The sequence below is a fragment of the Burkholderia sp. AU17457 genome (assembly GCF_002223255.1).
Lineage (GTDB): Bacteria > Pseudomonadota > Gammaproteobacteria > Burkholderiales > Burkholderiaceae > Burkholderia > Burkholderia sola.
In genome coordinates, this window is sequence record NZ_NKFB01000005.1 from 1,560,646 (window position 1) to 1,580,183 (window position 19,538).

At 62.8% G+C, this 19,538-nt stretch carries 20 protein-coding genes; 7 read left to right on the top strand and 13 right to left on the bottom strand.

The features are described from left to right. Positions 1–57: 57 nt before the first annotated feature. The 9 genes from tssJ to CFB49_RS24315 all read right to left on the bottom strand — a co-directional run bounded on the left by tssJ (position 58) and on the right by CFB49_RS24315 (position 10,038). Positions 58–393 (bottom strand): type VI secretion system lipoprotein TssJ, encoded by a 336-nt coding sequence (gene tssJ / locus CFB49_RS24285; RefSeq protein ID WP_249190196.1) that lies wholly within the window; start codon positions 391–393, stop codon positions 58–60. Continuing rightward, on the bottom strand, positions 345–605 hold the full coding sequence (locus CFB49_RS24290; RefSeq protein ID WP_089436766.1) for a PAAR domain-containing protein: 261 nt from the start codon (positions 603–605) through the stop codon (positions 345–347). Before CFB49_RS24290 ends, tssJ begins: the two co-directional genes overlap by 49 nt. 85 nt (positions 606–690) lie before the next feature. Then, entirely contained in the window at positions 691–1,356 is a 666-nt protein-coding gene (locus CFB49_RS35920) for a hypothetical protein (protein ID WP_143329314.1), read from the bottom strand. 263 nt (positions 1,357–1,619) lie between these two features. Further along, positions 1,620–1,988: a hypothetical protein gene (locus tag CFB49_RS36895; RefSeq protein ID WP_249190195.1), complete on the bottom strand. Its 369-nt coding sequence runs from the start codon at positions 1,986–1,988 to the stop codon at positions 1,620–1,622. A 183-nt stretch (positions 1,989–2,171) separates the two neighbouring features. Then, positions 2,172–3,689, bottom strand: a complete 1,518-nt coding sequence (locus CFB49_RS36900; RefSeq protein ID WP_249190194.1) for a M23 family peptidase — start codon at positions 3,687–3,689, stop codon at positions 2,172–2,174. Between the two features lie 76 nt (positions 3,690–3,765). Then, a complete protein-coding gene (locus CFB49_RS24300) occupies positions 3,766–6,120 on the bottom strand; it encodes a type VI secretion system Vgr family protein (RefSeq protein WP_089492536.1) in 2,355 nt (784 codons plus the stop codon). 534 nt (positions 6,121–6,654) lie between these two features. After that, positions 6,655–8,001, bottom strand: a complete 1,347-nt coding sequence (locus CFB49_RS24305; RefSeq protein ID WP_089492537.1) for an ABC transporter ATP-binding protein — start codon at positions 7,999–8,001, stop codon at positions 6,655–6,657. An 11-nt stretch (positions 8,002–8,012) separates the two neighbouring features. Next, positions 8,013–9,767: an ABC transporter permease gene (locus CFB49_RS24310; protein WP_089492538.1), complete on the bottom strand. Its 1,755-nt coding sequence runs from the start codon at positions 9,765–9,767 to the stop codon at positions 8,013–8,015. An 85-nt stretch (positions 9,768–9,852) separates the two neighbouring features. Further along, positions 9,853–10,038: a phosphate transporter gene (locus CFB49_RS24315; RefSeq protein ID WP_069619313.1), complete on the bottom strand. Its 186-nt coding sequence runs from the start codon at positions 10,036–10,038 to the stop codon at positions 9,853–9,855. Positions 10,039–10,290: 252 nt separating this feature from the next. Here CFB49_RS24315 and CFB49_RS24320 point away from each other — a divergent pair, with 252 nt between their 5' ends. From CFB49_RS24320 to CFB49_RS24330, 3 genes are all read left to right on the top strand, one after another. Then, positions 10,291–11,235, top strand: a complete 945-nt coding sequence (locus CFB49_RS24320) for a metallophosphoesterase family protein (protein WP_089492539.1) — start codon at positions 10,291–10,293, stop codon at positions 11,233–11,235. A 19-nt stretch (positions 11,236–11,254) separates the two neighbouring features. Continuing rightward, positions 11,255–11,596: a cupredoxin domain-containing protein gene (locus CFB49_RS24325; protein ID WP_069619315.1), complete on the top strand. Its 342-nt coding sequence runs from the start codon at positions 11,255–11,257 to the stop codon at positions 11,594–11,596. 150 nt (positions 11,597–11,746) lie between these two features. Then, the gene (locus tag CFB49_RS24330) at positions 11,747–12,886 is read left to right on the top strand and encodes a patatin-like phospholipase family protein (RefSeq protein WP_069619316.1); all 1,140 of its coding nucleotides are present in this window, start codon (positions 11,747–11,749) and stop codon (positions 12,884–12,886) included. A 40-nt stretch (positions 12,887–12,926) separates the two neighbouring features. Here the strand turns inward: CFB49_RS24330 and CFB49_RS24335 are convergent, their stop codons facing one another. Both CFB49_RS24335 and CFB49_RS24340 read right to left on the bottom strand, forming a co-directional pair. Beyond that, the gene (locus CFB49_RS24335) at positions 12,927–13,238 is read right to left on the bottom strand and encodes a 3-phosphoglycerate dehydrogenase (protein WP_084044317.1); all 312 of its coding nucleotides are present in this window, start codon (positions 13,236–13,238) and stop codon (positions 12,927–12,929) included. Between the two features lie 58 nt (positions 13,239–13,296). Further along, positions 13,297–14,502: an alpha/beta fold hydrolase gene (locus CFB49_RS24340; RefSeq protein ID WP_249190193.1), complete on the bottom strand. Its 1,206-nt coding sequence runs from the start codon at positions 14,500–14,502 to the stop codon at positions 13,297–13,299. Positions 14,503–14,850: 348 nt separating this feature from the next. Between CFB49_RS24340 and CFB49_RS24345 the strand changes: the two genes are divergently transcribed. Further along, entirely contained in the window at positions 14,851–15,159 is a 309-nt protein-coding gene (locus tag CFB49_RS24345) for an ArsR/SmtB family transcription factor (protein ID WP_006496873.1), read from the top strand. An 81-nt stretch (positions 15,160–15,240) separates the two neighbouring features. Further along, positions 15,241–16,302, top strand: coding sequence for an alkene reductase (locus CFB49_RS24350; protein WP_089492540.1), 1,062 nt, complete (start codon positions 15,241–15,243; stop codon positions 16,300–16,302). Between the two features lie 18 nt (positions 16,303–16,320). On the opposite strand, the gene CFB49_RS24355 is transcribed toward CFB49_RS24350, so the two are convergent. Then, positions 16,321–16,848, bottom strand: a complete 528-nt coding sequence (locus tag CFB49_RS24355; protein ID WP_089492541.1) for a GNAT family N-acetyltransferase — start codon at positions 16,846–16,848, stop codon at positions 16,321–16,323. Between the two features lie 93 nt (positions 16,849–16,941). On the opposite strand from CFB49_RS24355, the gene CFB49_RS24360 reads away from it, so the two are divergent. Beyond that, positions 16,942–17,553, top strand: a complete 612-nt coding sequence (locus CFB49_RS24360; RefSeq protein ID WP_089492542.1) for a LysE family translocator — start codon at positions 16,942–16,944, stop codon at positions 17,551–17,553. 22 nt (positions 17,554–17,575) lie between these two features. On the opposite strand, the gene CFB49_RS24365 is transcribed toward CFB49_RS24360, so the two are convergent. After that, a complete protein-coding gene (locus tag CFB49_RS24365; RefSeq protein ID WP_179234941.1) occupies positions 17,576–18,496 on the bottom strand; it encodes a phosphatidylinositol-specific phospholipase C in 921 nt (306 codons plus the stop codon). Positions 18,497–18,502: 6 nt separating this feature from the next. On the opposite strand from CFB49_RS24365, the gene CFB49_RS24370 reads away from it, so the two are divergent. Continuing rightward, complete coding sequence (locus tag CFB49_RS24370; protein WP_089492543.1) at positions 18,503–19,525, top strand: LacI family DNA-binding transcriptional regulator; 1,023 nt, start codon at positions 18,503–18,505, stop codon at positions 19,523–19,525. Positions 19,526–19,538 lie beyond the last annotated feature (13 nt).

Genomic DNA, 19,538 nt, shown 5'->3' on the forward strand with positions numbered 1-19,538 from the left:
GCAAACTGCAAACCCCGCATGCAACGCACCATGCCCACCACCGGCGCATTCCCTCGTTCAGGGTGCCAGTTCCATCCGGTTGCCCGTCACGACCAATTTGACGGGGTCCGTCTTCTTCCACTTCGACTTCGGAATCACCAGTTGCCATTCGGCGCCACGCTGATCGCGAAAGAACCCGGCCACACCCACGGCTTGCGCGTCGGCTGCCATCGGCACGGACAGCGTCACCGTGGCGCCAGGCACGAGCGTGGCTTCCATGCTGTCGAGCAGATCGGCCCTCAGTAACGCATTGTCGTCATCAAGCAGCGAGACGTAAGCTGCGCTCTCGAAAACCTTCACATCCTTCACTCGAAGTGGACGTTCGGTAGCGACGAAATCAATCGACAACCACATGCACATCGATGGCCGTCCAGCGCGAACAGCTTCTCGTCGCGATCGGAATACTTGTCGGCGCCCTCGTCAATGACGGTCGGACCATGCAAGTCGCAGGTCGCATTATCGCCTTTACGTGCAAGCGGCCTGTCCATGAACATCGTCCATGGCGAGCCACTGGTGACTTCGCCGCCATGTTCGAGCTTGTCACCTTTGCGAATGGGAGATTGCATATATCGGCTATCTAGTTGAGTAGGGATTTGGGGAATTCCCGGCACACCGCACGCCCAAGCCCACGAACAAATGGTGAATTAAAATCTATCGATTTCTTTCATTTGTTTCAGGAACTGTCGATCGCAAGGCAACAACTTCAATTCCGCCGAGTGCTGCAGGAATTCGTTCGCTTTCCTTTTTTGCAAGCCCCCTCCCCATAACCTCAAACGAGAAACACGGAAAATATATCGTATTAGGACATATTAAAAAATAATCAGGAACACGCACCCTTTCTCGATCGCCATATACTGAATTAACATAGGCAACGGTTCCATCCCACCCCTTTCCTTCATATTTCCGTTGCCATACGACATTGCGCACATATCGCCCACCAGAATCTTCCAAAGCAATTTCGTCGACGGCGGTAGTTTTATTCGCAACACTCGACCCTGAAACACTCGCCCCAGCCACGAAGCAACTGAACGACAGCTTCCCGCGTATAGCAGACCTATCCAGCTTCATCACAAGATAAAAATCAAACGATATAATTCCATTATTTACATTCACAGATGAATCAACTATTTTTAATGATACATTTTCACCGAGAATGTACCCACACCGACTCTCCAATAGAAATATATTATCCCTATAATTGGATCGACCGTTAGAAGCCAACTCAGCTATCGCAGCCCCATCGAGCCAAAAAAATGCCACCAACGCTAAAAATACATTTCTCACGACAACTTCCGCCTTGTGAAATTTTCCGGCCACATTAGATCCTCTTGATTTGGGCCCTTGAAAAACACAATATCAGTCAGAACCATTAGTGCATTAGTGAACGACGTCGATCGATCTACTAGACCATTCATGTTTGGTGGATTCCTTCCTGTAGCCCCCGGATAATTCACTGCCGCAGCACAATTCGCAAAGGACTGGTTGTAATACCACACCTTAACACCGGCATTTGTTCGAATTGTCCTTCTTTCGTTCACACTCATCTCGTCCGCATATTTATTCGCACTATCCACCCGTGGTCACGACGGATTGTTCGCCGTTGGCATTGATTTTCCGGACCAAACCCAATAAGCTCCTGCACTATGACTCGCATTAAAAACATCTCTTGCAACCTCATTTCGCCACGCAACTCCTGCCCCCCCTGGCGGCAAACTCGGGTTTCGACCAATGAATTTAAAATATTTATAATAATTATTATTTCCACCACCCATATTTCCGTTAGGATTTGTCAACTGCAAAAAACCCCGACCAAACCAACCGCCGTGCAGATCTGTCGCGCCATCATTGCGATCCCCTTCCGTAAGATAGCGGAACCACCCTGTTTCCTGTGTAGCATTTGCCATAAAACACACCTGTCGGACAGGGGTATCAAGCTTGAACTTCCTCATCGAATTGTTCAAACCCAGTCCAAATCTATCAAGCAAAGATGAAGCATAATCTGGATTTGGCGATTCCCATACTCCTTGAGAGGGCGAATTATGCGACCCGGGCTTTCTAATAACGTGATCCGGTATAAGCTGAAGCATCTCCTTCTTACTGAGCCACCCGCATTTCCTGAAGTGCCGGATAAATTAAAGCGGATGAAAATACCAGAACTTCTGATCTGCTAGCGACGATTCGGACGGCAACTTGTCCAGAAATTGAAAGTTTCCGAGGAACTTAATAAACGAGGTATAGCCATCTGGATTGGTATCTTTCTGCTTTCCAAAGAATCCATCTGGTTCATTCAGACCTTTATAGCGATCGTCGTTGTACAACGGATCCCACTCGCTGCGCGCGTTGAACACCAACCCTCTGAGCTTTGTGCGCACACCCTCTGCATTCTGCACATAGCCTGCGAGCAACTGGTTGGCACTATCGTCGTTGTTATTGTCGTATTCGAGCGGCTGGATCATTCCGGACGTTGCCTGTGGATCAGCAACGCCGGTCAGACGGCAAAGTTCATCGTATCCGCATAACCCATCCTGATTAAACGGCGTATTGCTTTCGTCAACTTTTTGCCAGCCCTTGAAGAATGGAAAGTCGGCGTCCGACAATTTGATGATCTCGTCAGCAGCGATGTTGACATATCCTTGCGTGCCATTCTCGTCGATTGGCACTGCGACCCAAGTAGCAGGCGCCTCTCCCGGCACCACCGTACTTGAAAGAATTCGCCCAAAGCGCAGCATTTCATAGCCATCGCTCGGACACTCTGAATAGAGTGCTACCGCTCGATCATACAGATCATATTCGTACTGTTTCGTTTCTCCGTCGTACGGGTCAGCAACCGGAACCTGTGTAAGCAGGATAACGTTGCCGCTGCTACCACGGTCGATCCACGCGCATGTATAGCGCCGCCCCTTGTTGAACCACGCTTCCACATAAAGGATGTCTTGCTCACCAATTGAGCCGCCTGGCAGTCGCGGAAACCAGTCGTCCGTCATACCCGCCGGCTGCGCGACAAAATCCTGTGGACCCTTAATGATGAAATAGGAATATCCCCAGTAGTCGCTCGACGCAGGCTGAACAGGATCTTTCTCGCCCAGTTGAACCTGGTGGCCGTCCTGATCAAACCAGGCTGTAAAGTCAGCATCCGACATGAAGACTTCGAAATGCAGATGCCGCACCCCCTGATGCTGACCGACGTACCCGAGCATGTCCTTGCGGTACACCTTCTTTGCGCCGCCCGGCTGAACGACTCCGTCTTTGCCGCCCGCCGTATCGAGCAGCCATTTGGGGAGGACATTCATCGATCCCTCGGCCGGCGGATCGGTTGACTGGGGAGCAAGCCACTCCTGTTCGGTCATGTCCAGCAGATGCATATATAGTGAGTAGAACGTGATCGTTCGCCCATGTCCTGTCTCGGTCTTATGTCTGAGTAAGACAAATCCCGCATTCGAGTTCAGCACTGGTTGTCCAGTCGGATCTTTCGCGCCATCAGACAGAGCGCTTTTGCAAACGCGATACGCGACCACCTCGCCGTCAGCGATTGCCCGCACCGGTTCGTGCTGCTCGCCCGGATCCAGGTGAATGCCGCAGTGAAAGCGCCGGTCGAAGGCAACGGGATAGACCCCATGATGACCAATCTCGAACTGATCGACGACGTCCATCATAGGGTCCGTCTTTGACGCATCACTAGACGTCGCGCCCGATACGGGAAGAAAGGGAGGGCTGATGATCATGGCTTCAGTGGGACGACGAGTACCGGTCAGAAACCTTCAGGTTGGCCTGCGGTAGCGACGGCAATGGTGTTGTGACGTTGTTCGGCCCGTGAAACGAGAATGACGCCGCCTTTATCGTGAAGGCGCCGGGACAGTGAAATGTCATGTTGCCGTTCTCGATTACGAGCGAAGCTCCACCGCTGTTGAGTGTGATCTTCGACTTGGCCGACACTTGGACGTCCGCACTTTGGCTCGCGACGCGCAACTGCTGCTTCGCGAACAAGTCCATCCCGTCCGTAAGCGCCGCCATCATGACCTTGCCCTTCGCTGCGACAAAATTCAGCCCGAGCTTGTGCGCGCACAGCGAGATCAGGTCACCTGCCACCATGCGCAGTCGCCTGACGATGCTCACGTCCATATCCCGGCCTGCGGTAACGATCACGTTCTCGCCCGCCGATTGCTGCAGTGATTTCTGTGTCACGAATGCCATGCCGCCGGGAGCACTCGCAAGCAGCCCCGCGTCGCGAAGCTGATTCAGGCCGTCGAGCAGCGCCGCCTGCGTCGCTCGGTCCGCAGGGTCGGCCTTGGCTTGCGTCGTCGCGGCCGCAAGGTCCGTCACGCGCTGCAATGCAGCCTTGAGTTGCGCGATAGCGGCGGGCATGTCGAGATGCGGCGTCTCGGATCCACCTGCTGCGTCTGCCGAAACGAACAGCCCCTTCGGCGCGCGCAACGTGCCCCATTTCTGCGTGGTCAATTCGAAGCCCTGGCCGCGCTTGTTCTTGTCCCTGTCGACCAGATGGCCCATGTTGAGCGACGATTGCCCGAACACCGTCGCCAACCGGATGCCCTCGTGGTCTTTCAGATCCTCGAAGCGCAACTTGTTGCCGAGCAATGGCGAGCGGAATATGGCGCGGCTGTACCAACCCTCCTTGCCATGAACGAGGTCACGACGCGCATGGTCATGCAGCGCCCCTGCGATCAGCAGGCGGTCGCAATTTCCCTGGGTCGCGACGACACGTACTTCGGAGCGCGGCAGTAAGGGGACGTGCAGGCCGCCCTGGTGCGACGCCGACGTACGCAGCACGCGCAACGGCATGCTGTTCGTGCCGCGCTTGCCGCTGTGCCGGGTGAACAGGAGCCTGACGCGATAGCGGCCATATTCGTCCATCCATGCGTACGGCTCGTCGTCGCCGGACTCGACCACACCGATCAGCATGCCGGCGATCCATCGCCAATGCTTTTCAGGAACGTATTCGGGCCGGTAGGTCTGATGTGCGGGGATCGCTTCGAAGGTGTTGACCACCGACTGGCTCCGACTACCGGTCGTGACGAGCTTCGTGATCACCATCCCGTGCGGCGCCTCGTGCACCTCGTCATTGGTGATCCGCACCACCATGCCAGGCGTCATGCCGATGACGTTACTCGTGCCCGTGAGCCGCACTTGCCGTGTGAGCAGTTCGTCACGCCGCGCATCAGCCAGCGCCTGCCCTTCCTCGACCGAATGGAAATGCTCGACGCTGCGATTCACGCTTCCGTATACCGAGCGGTCGTCGTAAGCCACGATCGATTCGACTTGCAGCGGATCGTCGGGTATGCGGTAGTTGCGATCCCATTCGCGCACCGTCTGCGGCACCAGCGCACGCGTAACTTCCAGCGTCAGAATCGCCTCGTGCCAGCTCGTCAGACCGGAATGCGGCATCAACGGCACCTCGAGCGCTCGCAGATAGCCTCGAGGCGTATTGCCGAACACCAACGTGTCGCGTTGTGGGCCGTCCTCCTTGTTCGCCTGCTTGAAGTAGTAATAGACACCCGCGCGCCGGCAGTGCCGGTCGATAAAGTTCGCGACCGTCTCTTCGTACATCACGGTTTGCTCCAGCTTCCCGTCGAGCCCTTCCAGCTCGAACTCGACGTCGAAGGAATGGAACAAGTCGCGATCGACGATCATGTCGCTCAGCAGCTCGCGAAACGACCTGTCCAGCAGTACGGCCGAATCGTGCACCTCTTCAAGCAGCGAGAAACGCGGCTTCAGATGGACTTGGTAGGTTGCTTCGTCGCGAGACGTTTTGACGCGAGTCCATTGCGTGACGACGCCGTGCACCGTACGCGCCGCATGCCGAACCGGATCGATCACAGCCGCCATCGACGGCACCGAAGCGTGTTCCTCGATCGTGAAGACTGCCGGCTGGCCCACAATCGTCGCACCGTCGATCCGCTTGTCCTGCGAGGTCACGATGATGTCCGCGAGGAATCGCGTATTCATTTCCTCGGTCAGAACGAATGACAGAACGGAGACCGGCGTATCGAGCCCCACGATCTCGAGATGCAGAGGTTGGGTAACGACCGAATTGGGGTGTTTCAGTACATCCTGAATGGTTCGCATGGTTGCCGTTGAACGAGAGGTTTTACGCCGGCACGTTCGCCCATGCACGCTTTCAGGGGCGCAGTGCCACAACGCTCTCGCCAGTGAAGCATGTGTTCACGAAAATGAACACGCACCGGTCACAGATCTGGCAATTCGGAATTTTCAAATAATCACATAAGCCATTTATTTATTTTATGAATTTTTATTTGATTTTATCAAAATTTCAATTTTTACTATCTCTTATTAAATCAATCCTCGATCTCAACAAGCATCGTTAAAATCGAACCAACGAGCGGAAAATATAGGTATTCGTACTGCTACAACGTGGGTTCCCAGCCGTCACCGGAGAAAACCAATCCTCTCGAAATGCAAGTAGATTTATACGGATCGATATCCAAAAAATTCCATACAAATCCTCGACATATTGAGCGATATAAAGCCACCAATCTGATAAATAACCGAATTTTAAAATGTAGAAAATTGTCACGCTCCACCGTCGGCGCGACATCGGTGACGGATGAATGTCGCGCCCCACATATCTACTTTCCGACTTTACGACTCGACATCCTCCAGACTGAACACTTCCGTCTTGTCGTTGTACGAAAAGACCTCTCCGTACCGCCCCCAGTCGATCACCGCGTCGAGCGTCTCCTCGGCCGCGCCGTCCGACAGGAAATCCTCCAGTTCCTGCTCGAAGCGCACACGCGGCGCGCGATGGCCCGGCCGCTCGTTCAGCACCTTCTTGATCCGCGCGGCGAGCGGCACATGCTTCAGCAGGTGATCCGCGAACATCAGCTTGCGCTCCTGCGTGCCGAATTCCGCGAACACGCGCCCCGGCGGCGTCAGGAACACGTCGCCTTCGCGCACGTCCGCGAAGCCGAGGTACTGCAGCACTTCCGCGATCGGGAACAGGTCGTCGACTTCCAGATGCAGCGTGCGCGCGATTTCCGGCATGTCGGCGCGACCGTGGTACGGCGCCATCGCGAGCGTCTCGATCAGGCCGGCCATCAGGTTGGTCGACACCTGCGGAAGCCAGCTGCCGAGCTCCAGCCCCTTCTTCGTCGCTTCGCCGGTCTGGCGTGCGGTCATCTTCGCGTAGATGTCGTCGACGAGCTTGCGGAACGCCGGGTCCAGACGATTGCGCGGGTGCTTGAACGGCACCTTGATCTCGGCGATCACGCGGCCCGGGTTCGACGACAGCACGAGGATCCGGTCGCACATGAACACCGCTTCCTCGATGTTGTGCGTGACGATCAGCACCGACTTGATCGGCATGCGGCCCTGCGTCCACAGATCGAGCAGGTCGGTGCGCAGCGTCTCGGCCGTCAGCACGTCGAGCGCGGAGAACGGCTCGTCCATCAGCAGAATGGTCGGATCGACGACGAGCGCGCGCGCAAACCCGACGCGCTGGCGCATCCCGCCCGACAACTCCCGCGGGTACGCGTTCTCGAAGCCGTCGAGACCGATCAGGTCGATCGCGGCGAGCGCACGCTCGCGCCGCTCGCGCGCGCCGACACCGAGTGCTTCGAGCCCGGCTTCCACGTTCTGCAGCACGGTGAGCCACGGGAACAGCGCGAAGGTCTGGAACACCATCGCGACGCCTTCGGCCGGGCCGCGCAGCGGCTTGCCGAGATAGGTCACCTCGCCGCCGGTCGGCTCGATCAGCCCGGCGATGATCCGCAGCAGCGTCGACTTGCCCGAGCCCGAGCGGCCGAGCAGGCCGACGATCTCACCTTCGCGCAGCGACAGGTTCGCGTCGTCGAGCACGAGCAGTTCGCCCTGCGTCTTGTTGAAGCCGCGGCAGACGTGATCGACGCGCAGGATTTCTTCGCCGAGCCGCGGCGGCTGCAACGGCTGGGACGTCTTGACGGGGGCGTGGATAACGGTCGAATTTTGCATCGCGCTTACTCTCAATCGAGACGGAGCCGGGATTCCGCATAGGCGTACATCGGACGCCACAGCAGGCGGTTGAACAAGGTAACGAACAGGGACATCACGGCGATGCCGAGGATGATCTTCGGGAAATCGCCGGCGGCGGTCGTTTGCGCGATATACGAGCCAAGGCCGTGCGCGACGACTTTCGTATCGCCCCACTGCACGAACTCGGACACGATGCTCGCGTTCCACGCGCCGCCCGACGCGGTGATCGCGCCGGTCACGTAGTACGGGAAGATGCCGGGCAGCATCGCCTGGCGCCACCACTGCCAGCCGCGGATGCGGAAATTCTTTGTCGCTTCCTTGTAATCGTTCGGATAGGACATCGCGCCGGCGATCACGTTGAACAGGATGTACCACTGCGTGCCGAGCACGATCAGCGGCGACAGCCAGATGTCTGCGTTCAGGTTGAAGTGGACGATCGCGATCACGAACACCGGGAACAGCAGGTTCGCGGGGAACGCGGCGAGGAACTGCGCGAGCGGCTGGATCTTCTCGGCCAGCTTCGGGCGCAGCCCGATCAGCACGCCGAGCGGCACCCAGATCACCGATGCGATCGCGATCAGCACGAGCACGCGCAGCAGCGTGATGAGTCCGAGCACGAGCACGTGGCCGACCTCGGCCATCGTCACGCCGGTCGCGACGAAACTGACGACGCGCCATGCGACGTACGCCGTCAGCAGGATCACGAACGCGGCCCACACGATGTCGCCGATGCGCGACGGACGGCGCGACGAGGCGGCGCGCACGCGCGTGCCCGTCAGCGACGGCGCGCGCAACGGAATCCGCGCGGCCTGCGACAGCAGCCAGCCGGCCGGCACGAGCAACTGATGGATCAGGTGCGTGCGCCGCATCATGTCGAGCAGCCACGATTGCGGCGCATCGCCCGACGCGGTGTTCTCCATCCGGAACTTGTCGGCCCACGCGACGAGCGGGCGGAACAGGAACTGGTCGTAGGCCAGGATCACGACCGACATCGCGACGATCACCCAGCCGACCGCACCAAGATTCTTGTCCGAGATCGCCTGCGCGAGATACGCACCGATGCCCGGCAGCGTGATCGTCTGGTTGCCGACGGTGATCGCCTCCGACGCGACGACGAAGAACCAGCCACCCGACATCGACATCATCATGTTCCAGATCAGGCCCGGCATCGAGAACGGCACCTCGAGCTTCCAGAAGCGCTGCCACGGCGTCAGGTGAAAGCCGCGCGACACTTCGTCCAGGTCGCGCGGCACCGTGCGCAGCGACTGATAGAAACTGAACGTCATGTTCCATGCCTGGCTCGTGAAGATTGCGAAGATCGCGGCCAGCTCCGCACCGAGCACGCGGCCCGGAAACAGCGCGAGAAAGAACGTGACCGTAAACGAGATGTAGCCGAGCACCGGCACCGACTGCAGGATGTCGAGGATCGGGATCAGCACCATGCCCGCGCGGCGGCTCTTCGCGGCGAGCGTGCCGTAGACGAGCGTGAACGCGAGCGATGCGACCATCGCGGCGAGCATCCGCAGCGTGGTGCGCAACGCGTATTCGGGCAGGTTCGACGGATCGAGCGAGATCTTCTGCGTCTGCAACACGCCGATCGGCGCCATCGTTTCGTGAAAGCCGACGATCGCCATCGCGAGCATGCCGATGATCAGCGGAAACGCGACCGCGTCCCAGCGGTTGGGCAGCACGCGCCACGCGGACGCGTTGGCGGTGCGATTCGGATCGAAGAAACGGATATCCATCGGTAGCGTCTTGTGTCCTGTGTTGAATTAAAAATCGATGGGTATGGACGTGTGCCGCGTAGCCAGTTCGCAGCCGCGGGGCGATTCAGGACAGGCCGTGCAGTGCGATCGGCAGCACCGAACCTTCCTTGACGAGACGAAGATCGGCGCCGGGATGCATGCCGACAGGGACGATGCCGCCGGCAATGAACGGAAAAAACAGCGCGAGGCCGAGGGAGCGCATGCGGTGACCGACCGCACGGCCCGTGTCCGTTGCCGCGAGGTTCGGCATGAAGGGCTCCGGAGAAGTGATTCGGAGTGGGAGGCTATCGGGCAGCCGTGACGCAAATGTGACGTGTCACTTACAGGACATTGACGAGTCATCCGGCGGCGTCGCGCATCGCTCCGACGGCCGCCCACCCGGCGGGCGATCTCGCAACGATCGGGAATAAATCCACCGCTTCGTCGGTATCGCATGCGAAGGCGCCGGCTTATTCCAGGACGATCCGGCCGTCCGGTTTCGTCACACGAATGCGAGGCTTACATGTCTTCATCGACCCCTACCCGCCCGTCGCGCCGCAAGGCCCTGCAATGCATGGCCTTCGGCGGGCTCGGCACGCTGTTTACGCTATCGGGCGGCATCCTCACGCCGTTCGACCTCGCGCTCGCGCAGCCCGGCGACGCGCGCCCGGCCAACGCCGGCCGACCGCTATTCGTGCAGATCAGCGATACGCACATCGGCTTCAACAAGGACGCGAATCCCGACGTGTCGGCCACGCTGAAGCAGACGATCGATCTCGTCAACGGGATGCCTGCGCTGCCCGCGCTGGCGATCCACACCGGCGACATCACGCATCTGTCCAAGCCCGAGGAATTCGACCACGCGTCGCAGTTGCTGTCCGCGCTGCGCGTGCCGGAACTGCACACGGTGCCCGGCGAACACGACGTCACCGACGGTTCGGGCGCCGAATATTTCGGCCGGTTCGGCAAGGCGTCGGACAACCGCGGCTATTACAGCTTCGACCATGCGGGCGTGCACTTCATCGGGCTCGTCAACGTGATGCACTTCAAGCCGAACGGGCTCGGCAGCTTCGGCGACGAACAGCTCGCGTGGCTCGCGCAGGACCTGAAAGGCCGCTCGTCGAGCACGCCGATCGTCGTGTTTTCGCACATGCCGATGTGGACCATCTACGAACCGTGGGGCTGGGGCACCGGCGACGCGCCGCAGACGATGGCGCTGCTGCGCCGCTTCGGCTCGGTCACCGTGCTGAACGGGCACATCCATCAGATCGTGTCGAAGGTCGAGGGCAACGTGACATTCCATACCGCCCGCTCGACCGCGTTCCCGCAGCCGACGGCCGGCAACGGGCCGGGCCCCGTGCCGCTCACGGTGCCGCACGACCGGCTGCCGTCGATGCTCGGCGTGACGACCGTCGAATTCACCGGCCATCCCGCTACGTCGTCGCTGCACGATGCGACGCTCGCGTGACCAATATAAGGAGGCCGACATGATCCGCTTCAAGCCATCTCGAATCATCGCAATGCTGATGCTGTGCGGCGCGGCCGCCGGCACGCCGCTCGCCGCGTTCGCGCAGGGCCCGAACGGCCCGCTCGTGACGATTCGCAATTTCATGTTTTCGCCGATGTCCACCACGATCAAGGCCGGCACGACGATCACATGGAAGAACCTCGACGCGGAGCCGCACACCGTCGTCAACGACGCCGGCATCTTTCATTCGAAAGCGCTCGACCAGGACGAGACGTACGCGTTCCGCTTCGACAAACCGGGCGTCTACAAGGTGTTCTGCGGAATTCATCCGTACATGAAGGAGACGATCACCGTCGAATGACGCGGCTCGCCACGCAACGCGCGGGGAACGACGGGCGGCAGCAAAAAACGCAAGCCGCCGTTGCGCAGCGGGCGCCCCCGCGCTGTCGATCGCCTAAACTGAATCGAACTGTTCGGTTCCGACCCACCGTCACACGCAGCGAGGCAAGCCATGACCGCGAGCCAGCCGGCACGAATGGACCTCCCCGGGCAAGTCGTGCTCGTGCTCCAGGGCGGCGGCGCCCTGGGCGCGTTCCAGCTGGGTGTATTCCAGGCAATGGACGAGGCCGGGATCCGGCCCGACTGGGTGGTCGGCACGTCGATCGGCGCGATCAACGCGGCGTTGATCGCGGGGAATCCGCCCGAACGACGCTACGACCAGTTGTCGGCATTCTGGCATCGCGTGACGGAGCGGACCCGCTTCGACGTCCCGCCGCTGCTGCCCGGCTGGGACCGGGCGCTGGCCGAGCTGATGATCATCGGCGGCGGCATCACGGGATTCTTCCAGCCCAATCCGGCGTCGTGGCTCGGGCCGATGGTGCGGCTCGGCGTCGATCGCGCGTCGTACTACCGGATCGCGCCGCTGCGCGACACGCTGGCGTCGCTGGTCGATCCCGACCTGCTGAACGCCGGCCATCCGCGGCTGACCGTCAGCGCGGTCAACGCCTGCACGGGGACGATGCGCTATTTCGATTCACGCGATACGCCGCTCGGAATCGACCACATCATGAGTTCCGGCGCGCTGCCGCCCGCGTTCCCGGCGATACGGATCGACGGCGCGCCGTACTGGGACGGCGGCGTGTATTCGAATACGCCGGTCGAGGTCGTGCTCGACGACAACCCGCGCCGCAGCGCGGTCATCTTCTCGGTGCAGATGTGGAATCCGGCCGGCCCGGAGCCCGAGAGCATCTGGCAGGTGTCGGAACGACAAAAGGACATCCAGTACGCGAGCCGCACCGACAGCCACATCGCGCGCCAGCAGCAGATTCACCGGTTGCGTCACGTGATCCGCGAACTGGTCCGGCACGTGCCGGAAGCCGACCGCGCGTCGCCGGCCGTGCGCCAGCTCGCCGCGTGGGGATGCGAGACCACGATGCACCTGATCAAGCTCGCCGCGCCGCGGCTCGACGGCGACAATCAGTGGAAGGACATCGATTTCACGCCTGCCGGCATCGCGGCCCGCCGGGAGGCTGGCTACGACGCGGCGAAACGGGCCATTGCCGCGCGGCCGTGGGAACTGCCGATGGACCCGACGGAAGGCTTGACGGTGTTCGATCCGGACGCCGCGCCGGTCGCGGAAAAAACGGCATGACGCGCGGCAGGCACCGCCTCGCGCCGAGTGCCCCGCAGGGTCAGGCGCGCGCGGCTCGGATATGCGCGCGGCCGGCGTCGCTCACTTCGACCTCGGCCACGCCGCCCGGCGCATGATGGCGGACCAGATAGCCGCGTGCGCAGGCCTCCTCCCACACCGGCAGGCGCGGGCACGACGTGCGCCACGCGTCGATCACCTCGTCGTACGGCCGCGCGCCGGGCCCGATCCATTCGAGCAGGTCGAGAATCAACGGCTCGATCGATGCTGCTTCGCGCTCGGGTACATCCGGCGGGACTGCGTGGATCGGCGGCCCATCCGGCTTACGGTAATCATCGACGATCGTGATGTTCATGGGGAGCTCCTGGGAACACCGTCATCCTGATCCGCGAAGGCCGCGCGGGGAAATGAATTTATCTTGCCGATTCCTGCATTTTTCTGATCGATCGATTTTCGTCGGGCGTACGCCAGTCCGCCGCGGTGCCGGCCACGACCGGACACGACTGCGGCAATGCCTGCCCGAACAGCACGGCCAGCCCGCAAGCGGACGTGAACATGCCGAGACCGTCATGCCCGACACCCGGCACTTCGACGACCTGCTGCGCGAGATCGTCCGGATGCCGCTTTTTCAGGTAATCGAAATAGGCCAGCCCGCGCGCGAGCCGGTACGGCCCCTGCGCCATCGCCGCGCATGAACGGTCGATGAAATGCGTATAGGGATTCGTGTCGGCCTGCCCGAGCAGATACACGACGTGGCGTGCGACGTAGCGGGTTTCGAGATCGCGGACGTCCTGCGACGCCACGTAAGGCGGCGCCGATTTCAGCCCGTATTTCCATTCCGTCGCGCGCGGGCAGACGCCGCCGGCAAGTGCATCGGCATTCGGACGTTCGTCGTCAAAATACAGGTAGCTCGACGGGTTCGCGACCACGTAGCGTATGGCGATGCCGGCTCGCGCGAGCGCGTCGCCTTCGCGCCCGGCTACTGCGTAACGCTGCAGCAATTGCGCACCGGCGGAGTGGCCGATCACGACGACCGTCGTCAGCGACGGGTACAGGCTGCGGTCGGTGAAATGCGCGAGCAGCGCGTCGAGCGCGGCAAACGAGCTGATCGGCGCCGGCTGGCGCGCCGGTTCGCCGCCCTTCCATCCTTCCTGGGTCCACGCGAGCGTCGATGCGGGCAACGAGAACGCGCGCGTATCGGCACGTGTCAGGAACTGCGGCGCGACGACCATCGTGCCGTTGCCTGCCGCACCGGCCTTCTCGACGACCTTGCGCCCCGATGCGTAGTACGTGTCGGCATTGCGCAGCGTGCCATGAATCACGATGAACACGCGCGTGACGTCGGGCGCGGCCCGGTCGAGCGGATGATCTGCGTAGACCGGCAGCATCGCGCTCCCCTGCGGCGTATCGACGGCCACGCGCTGGTCGGCGACGGCCTTGACCGGCGCTTCGAGCCGTTCGCGCTGCGTGGGCGTGGCGGCTTCGGCCGGCTGCGCGCCGGCTAGCGTGCCGGCGGCGGCGCAGGCTACCGCGAGCGGAACGGCGTATGACAGGGCGCGCGCGGCCAGCAGCGCACACGAGCGTCGGAGACTGGCAAACGCGACGGAGGGGACGGACATGGCGGCAGCTCGGTGGTAGAGATGACTTGAACGGCGATGGTCGCAGAATCCGTCGCACGCCGCCGGCCGGTTGCGAACAACCGGTCAGCCGCCCGTTACGCACCGCGTTCGGCGTTGACGCACCCTTTGCCCGAGCGGCTCGTGTGTGGTGGTATGACATTGCCGGCAAGACGAACTAAAACCAGCGGATTCATCGAGAGCGGTTCACGGCGCCGTCGATCCGCCCCCGAGATTACGGTTTCCTATCAACCCCATTGTCGGCAGTGCTTTCACGAATATCGTCAAAATACGATATAAGATTCGCCCATCGACGATACTTGTTTGCCCGATCGAAACACCCACCCTTCCATGCCGACCGAACTCGACATCGACGCGATCCTGAAAGCGCTCTCGAACCCCGTGCGCCGGGAGATCCTCGTCTGGCTGAAAACGCCCGGCGAGCATTTTCCGCAGCAGACGCTGCCGTACGAACACGGCGTCTGCGCGGGCCAGATCGACGCGCGCTGCGGGCTGTCGCAGTCGACCGTCTCCGCGCACCTCGCGACGCTGCAGCGCGCGGGGCTCGTGACGTCGACGCGGATCGGCCAGTGGGCGTTCTTCCAGCGCAACGAGGCCGTCATCGACGCATTTCACGACGCCCTGCGCCGCGAACTCTAGCCAACGGCCGAACCGGCCATGCGGGGCGCCGTCGCGCATGGTGCGCACGCTTCCCCGCCTTTCGTGAAGAGGTTATCTGCCATGCCCACGTTGTTCGATCCCGTTACGCTCGGCGACCTGACCCTGCCGAACCGCATCGTGATGGCGCCGCTGACCCGCTCCCGTGCGGGTGCGGCGCGCGTGCCGAACGCGCTGATGGCGCGCTACTACACCGAGCGCGCGTCGGCCGGCCTGATCATTACCGAAGCGACGTCCGTCACGCCGCAAGGCGTCGGCTATGCCGACACGCCGGGCATCTGGTCCGACGAGCAGGTCGAGGGCTGGAAGCAGGTCACGCAGGCCGTGCACGCGGCCGGCGGGCGCATCGTGCTGCAACTCTGGCACGTCGGCCGGATCTCCGATCCGATGTTCCTGAACGGCGACCTGCCGGTCGCGCCGAGCGCGATCGCCGCGGGCGGCACCGTGAGCCTCGTGCGTCCGCCGCGTCCGTTCGTGACGCCGCGCGCACTCGAACTCGACGAAATTCCGGGCATCGTCGCCGCGTACCGCAAGGGCGCCGAGAACGCGAAGGCAGCCGGCTTCGACGGCGTGGAGATTCACGGCGCGAACGGCTACCTGCTCGACCAGTTCCTGCAGGACAGCACCAATCGCCGCACCGACGCGTACGGCGGCCCGATCGAGAATCGCGCCCGCCTGCTGCTCGAAGTGGTCGACGCGGCGATCGATGTGTGGGGCGCCGGCCGGGTCGGCGTGCACCTCGCACCGCGCGGCGACGCGCATACGATGGGCGATTCCGATCCGGCGGCAACGTTCGGTTATGTCGCGCGGGAACTCGGCCGCCGCAAGATCGCGTTCATCTTCACGCGCGAATCGTATTCGGGCGACCAGTTGAGCCCGCGCCTGAAGGAAGCGTTCGGCGGCCCGCTGATTGCGAACGAGCAGTTTACGCTCGACACCGCGCAGGCCGCGCTCGCGAACGGCAGCGCCGACGCGATCGCCTGGGGCAAGCTGTTCATCGCGAACCCGGACCTGCCGCGCCGCCTCGAAATCGGCGCGCCGCTCAACCAGCCGGTGCCGGAGACGTTCTACGCGGAAGGCGAAACGGGCTACACCGACTACCCGGCGCTGAGCGACGCGGCCTGACGGTGGAACGGCGCGGGTTCAGGCGGGCACGTCCGCACGCATGAACACGCGCCGCGTTTCATCGAGGCCGAGCGCGACGTGGTGCGCGCGGATCGCGCGCAGCGCGTCGTCGAGCGCCGCATCGTCGATGATCCGGAAACCGAGACGCGCGTAATAAGGCGCGTTCCACGGCGCCTCGCGAAACGTCGACAGCACCACCTGCTCGACGTGCTCCCGCGCCGCGCACGCCATCACCTGCTCGATGAGACGCGCGCCGATCCGCTGCCCGGCATGCGACGGCGCGACATCCAGTTCCTCCAGATACAGCCGCCGCGCATCGAGCAGCCGATAGAACGCGAATCCCACGCACGTGCCTCGCGGATCGACCGCGACGTACGCGCGACCGCCGTCGATCCGCTCGAGCACGGCGGCCGTATCGGTCGGCTCGGCATCGGCGATGTCGGCCATGCCGATCTCGCGAAACCGCTGCGCGGCGGCAACTTCCACCGCGGCCATCGCGGCCGCGTCTTCCCGCGCGGCGGGGCGAATCAGGATCGAGGCAGGCATGACGGCATTTCAGGCAGGCAGTCTGGAACGGCCGTCACTATAATCGAAACTTCATACGTATCGTTTTCGACCGCCCGATCCACGAGGTCCGTCATGACGTTGTCCGCACTCGCCGTCTTCGCCTTCGCCCTGCTCGTCACCGCCGGCACGCCCGGCCCGAGCGTCGCCGCGCTCGTTGCGCGCGTGCTGACGAACGGCGTGCGCGACGTGCTGCCGTTCCTTGCGGCCATGTGGCTCGGCGAGGCGCTGTGGCTCACGCTTGCGGTCGCGGGGCTGTCCGCGTTCGCGCGCACGTTCGCGACGGGCCTGATCGTGCTGAAGCTGCTCGGCGTTGCGTACCTGCTGTTCCTCGCATGGAAGATGTGGACCGCGCCGACCGGCACGGGCGCGGACGACCTGCCGCGCGGCCAGTCGCCGTGGCGCATGTTCGTCGCGGGGATGCTCGTCACGCTCGGCAACCCGAAGATCATGATCTTCTACCTCGCGCTGCTGCCGACCATCGTCGACCTCACGCACGTCAGCGTCGCCGCCTGGGCCGAACTGGTCGGCACGATGCTCGCGGTCCTGATCCTGGCCGACTGCTTCTGGTCGCTGCTCGCGTCGCGCGCACGGGCCTTCCTGACATCGGCGCGCGCGAAGCGGATGGCGAACCGCACGAGTGCAACCGCGATGGCCGGGGCGGCAGTCGCGATCGCGACGCGGTAGTCCCCGGCGACGCTCCCCCCCGTTAACAGCGAAACGCCTTGCGCCACACACCCTGCCGCGGCGTGTGATCGTTGCATTCGATCAGCCCACGCACCAGCGCCCAGTCGTCGTCATCGCAGAAATCGAGCAGCATCGCGCCATGCGGGCCGCGCTGCTCGCGCAAGCGCTCGGCGAGCCGCGCATGAATGCCCTGCGCGCGGCCATCGCCGTGTGCGACCACCGACGGATTCGCGCCCATCCCCGTTCCGCTGCAGAAATTGAGCGCCCAGCGGCCGCTATCCGGCAGCGGCAGATGCGTCAGCAGCGCGTCGATCGCGCGCCACTTCCATGCGATCGACGCGGCCACCGGCACGCGATATTCGTCCTGGATCACGAACGCGCCGTCCGGATGATCGATCGTGAACGTCGCGTTGTCGGGCCACGCGGTGAGGTCGATGCCGAGCGGCCGGCCGCTGCGAAAGCGCCGCAACAGCACGACCGCGCCGCGCACGTCGCCGAGCGTCGGCAGCGTGCCGCCGGCATGCCAGCGCAATCGCGGGTGCCGCGCGCGATGCGCGTCGAACGTTGCATCGAAACCGCGCGTGCACGCATGCGCCGGCCACTCGTCCTTCACCGACATCACGATGCATTCGCGCGGATGCGCATCGAGAAAGCGCGTACAGGTGGCCAGCACGTCGTCGAACGTCATGCCGAGCGCGATGCCGCCGTGATGGATGTCGAACGCATCGCGCACGTGCCGGCAACGGATGTCGAGCAGCCGCACGCCATGCGCGAGCTGCGCATCGAGCGGCGCGCGCTGCGTGCGCACGAGTAAATCGTCGACCGTATACGCACAGGTGTCATGGCTGCCCGGTAGGGTCAGCGTATGCAGCGGCCGCGCGTCGTCGAGCGCCGACATCCAGTCGGCGGGCGGCATGCACGTATCGTGGCGCGAAGGGATCATGAATCGATGAATGACAAGGAAAGGAAACCGTGGGTCACGGCGTCGGATGTCGCGGCGCGGGCCGGCGTCTCGCGCTCCGCAGTGTCGCGCGCGTTCTCGCCGACGGCAAGCATCGCGCCGCAAACGCGCGAGCGCGTGATGGCCGCCGCGCGTGCGCTGGGCTATCAGGTCAACCTGATCGCACGCGACATGATCACGCAGCGCAGCAGCATGATCGGCGTCGTCACGGCCGGCTTCGAGAACCCGTTTCGCGCGCGGCTGCTGTCGGACCTGATGGCCGCGCTCGGGCAGCACGCGCTCACGCCGCTCGTGACCAATGCGGAAGATCCGCGCCAGGTACGGCAATCGCTCGAACAACTGCTCAGCTACCGGATCGCGGGCCTCGTGATGACGTCCGCGTCGCCGCCACTGTCGGTCGCGCAGCAATATCTCGAACACCGGATTCCGGTCGTGATGATCAACCGCGAAGCGAATCTGCCGGGCGCGGATGTGGTCGTCAGCGACAACGCGGCGGGCGCCGCCCACGCGGCGCAGCGGCTCGTACGGGCCGGCGCGCGCCGGCTCGCGTTCGTCGGGCCCCGCGGCACGAGCTACAGCGCGCGGTCGCGCGCCGCTGCGTTCGAGCAGGCGATCGGGCCACGCGACGCGTTCGACGCGACGCTCGTACGTATGCTCGATACGCCGTCCGACACGCACGCCAGCGGAGTCGACGCCGCGCGGCACCTGTTCGCGACCGGCGAACGACCCGACGGCGTGTTCTGCTCGTCCGACCTGCTCGCGCTCGGCGTGATCGACGTCGCGCGTCGCGAATTCGGCTTGCGCGTGCCGGACGACCTGCGCGTGATCGGCTTCGACGATATCCCCGCCGCCGAATACGATGCATATCGGCTGACGACGCTGCGGCAGGACACGCGCGGCCTCGCGCTTGCGGCGATCGACCTGCTCGCCGACCGGATGCAGACGTTCGACGGCCCGTCGCGCACGCGGGTCGTGCCGGTCACGCAGGCGGTGCGCAACAGCTGCGCGTGACGACGCAGGACCG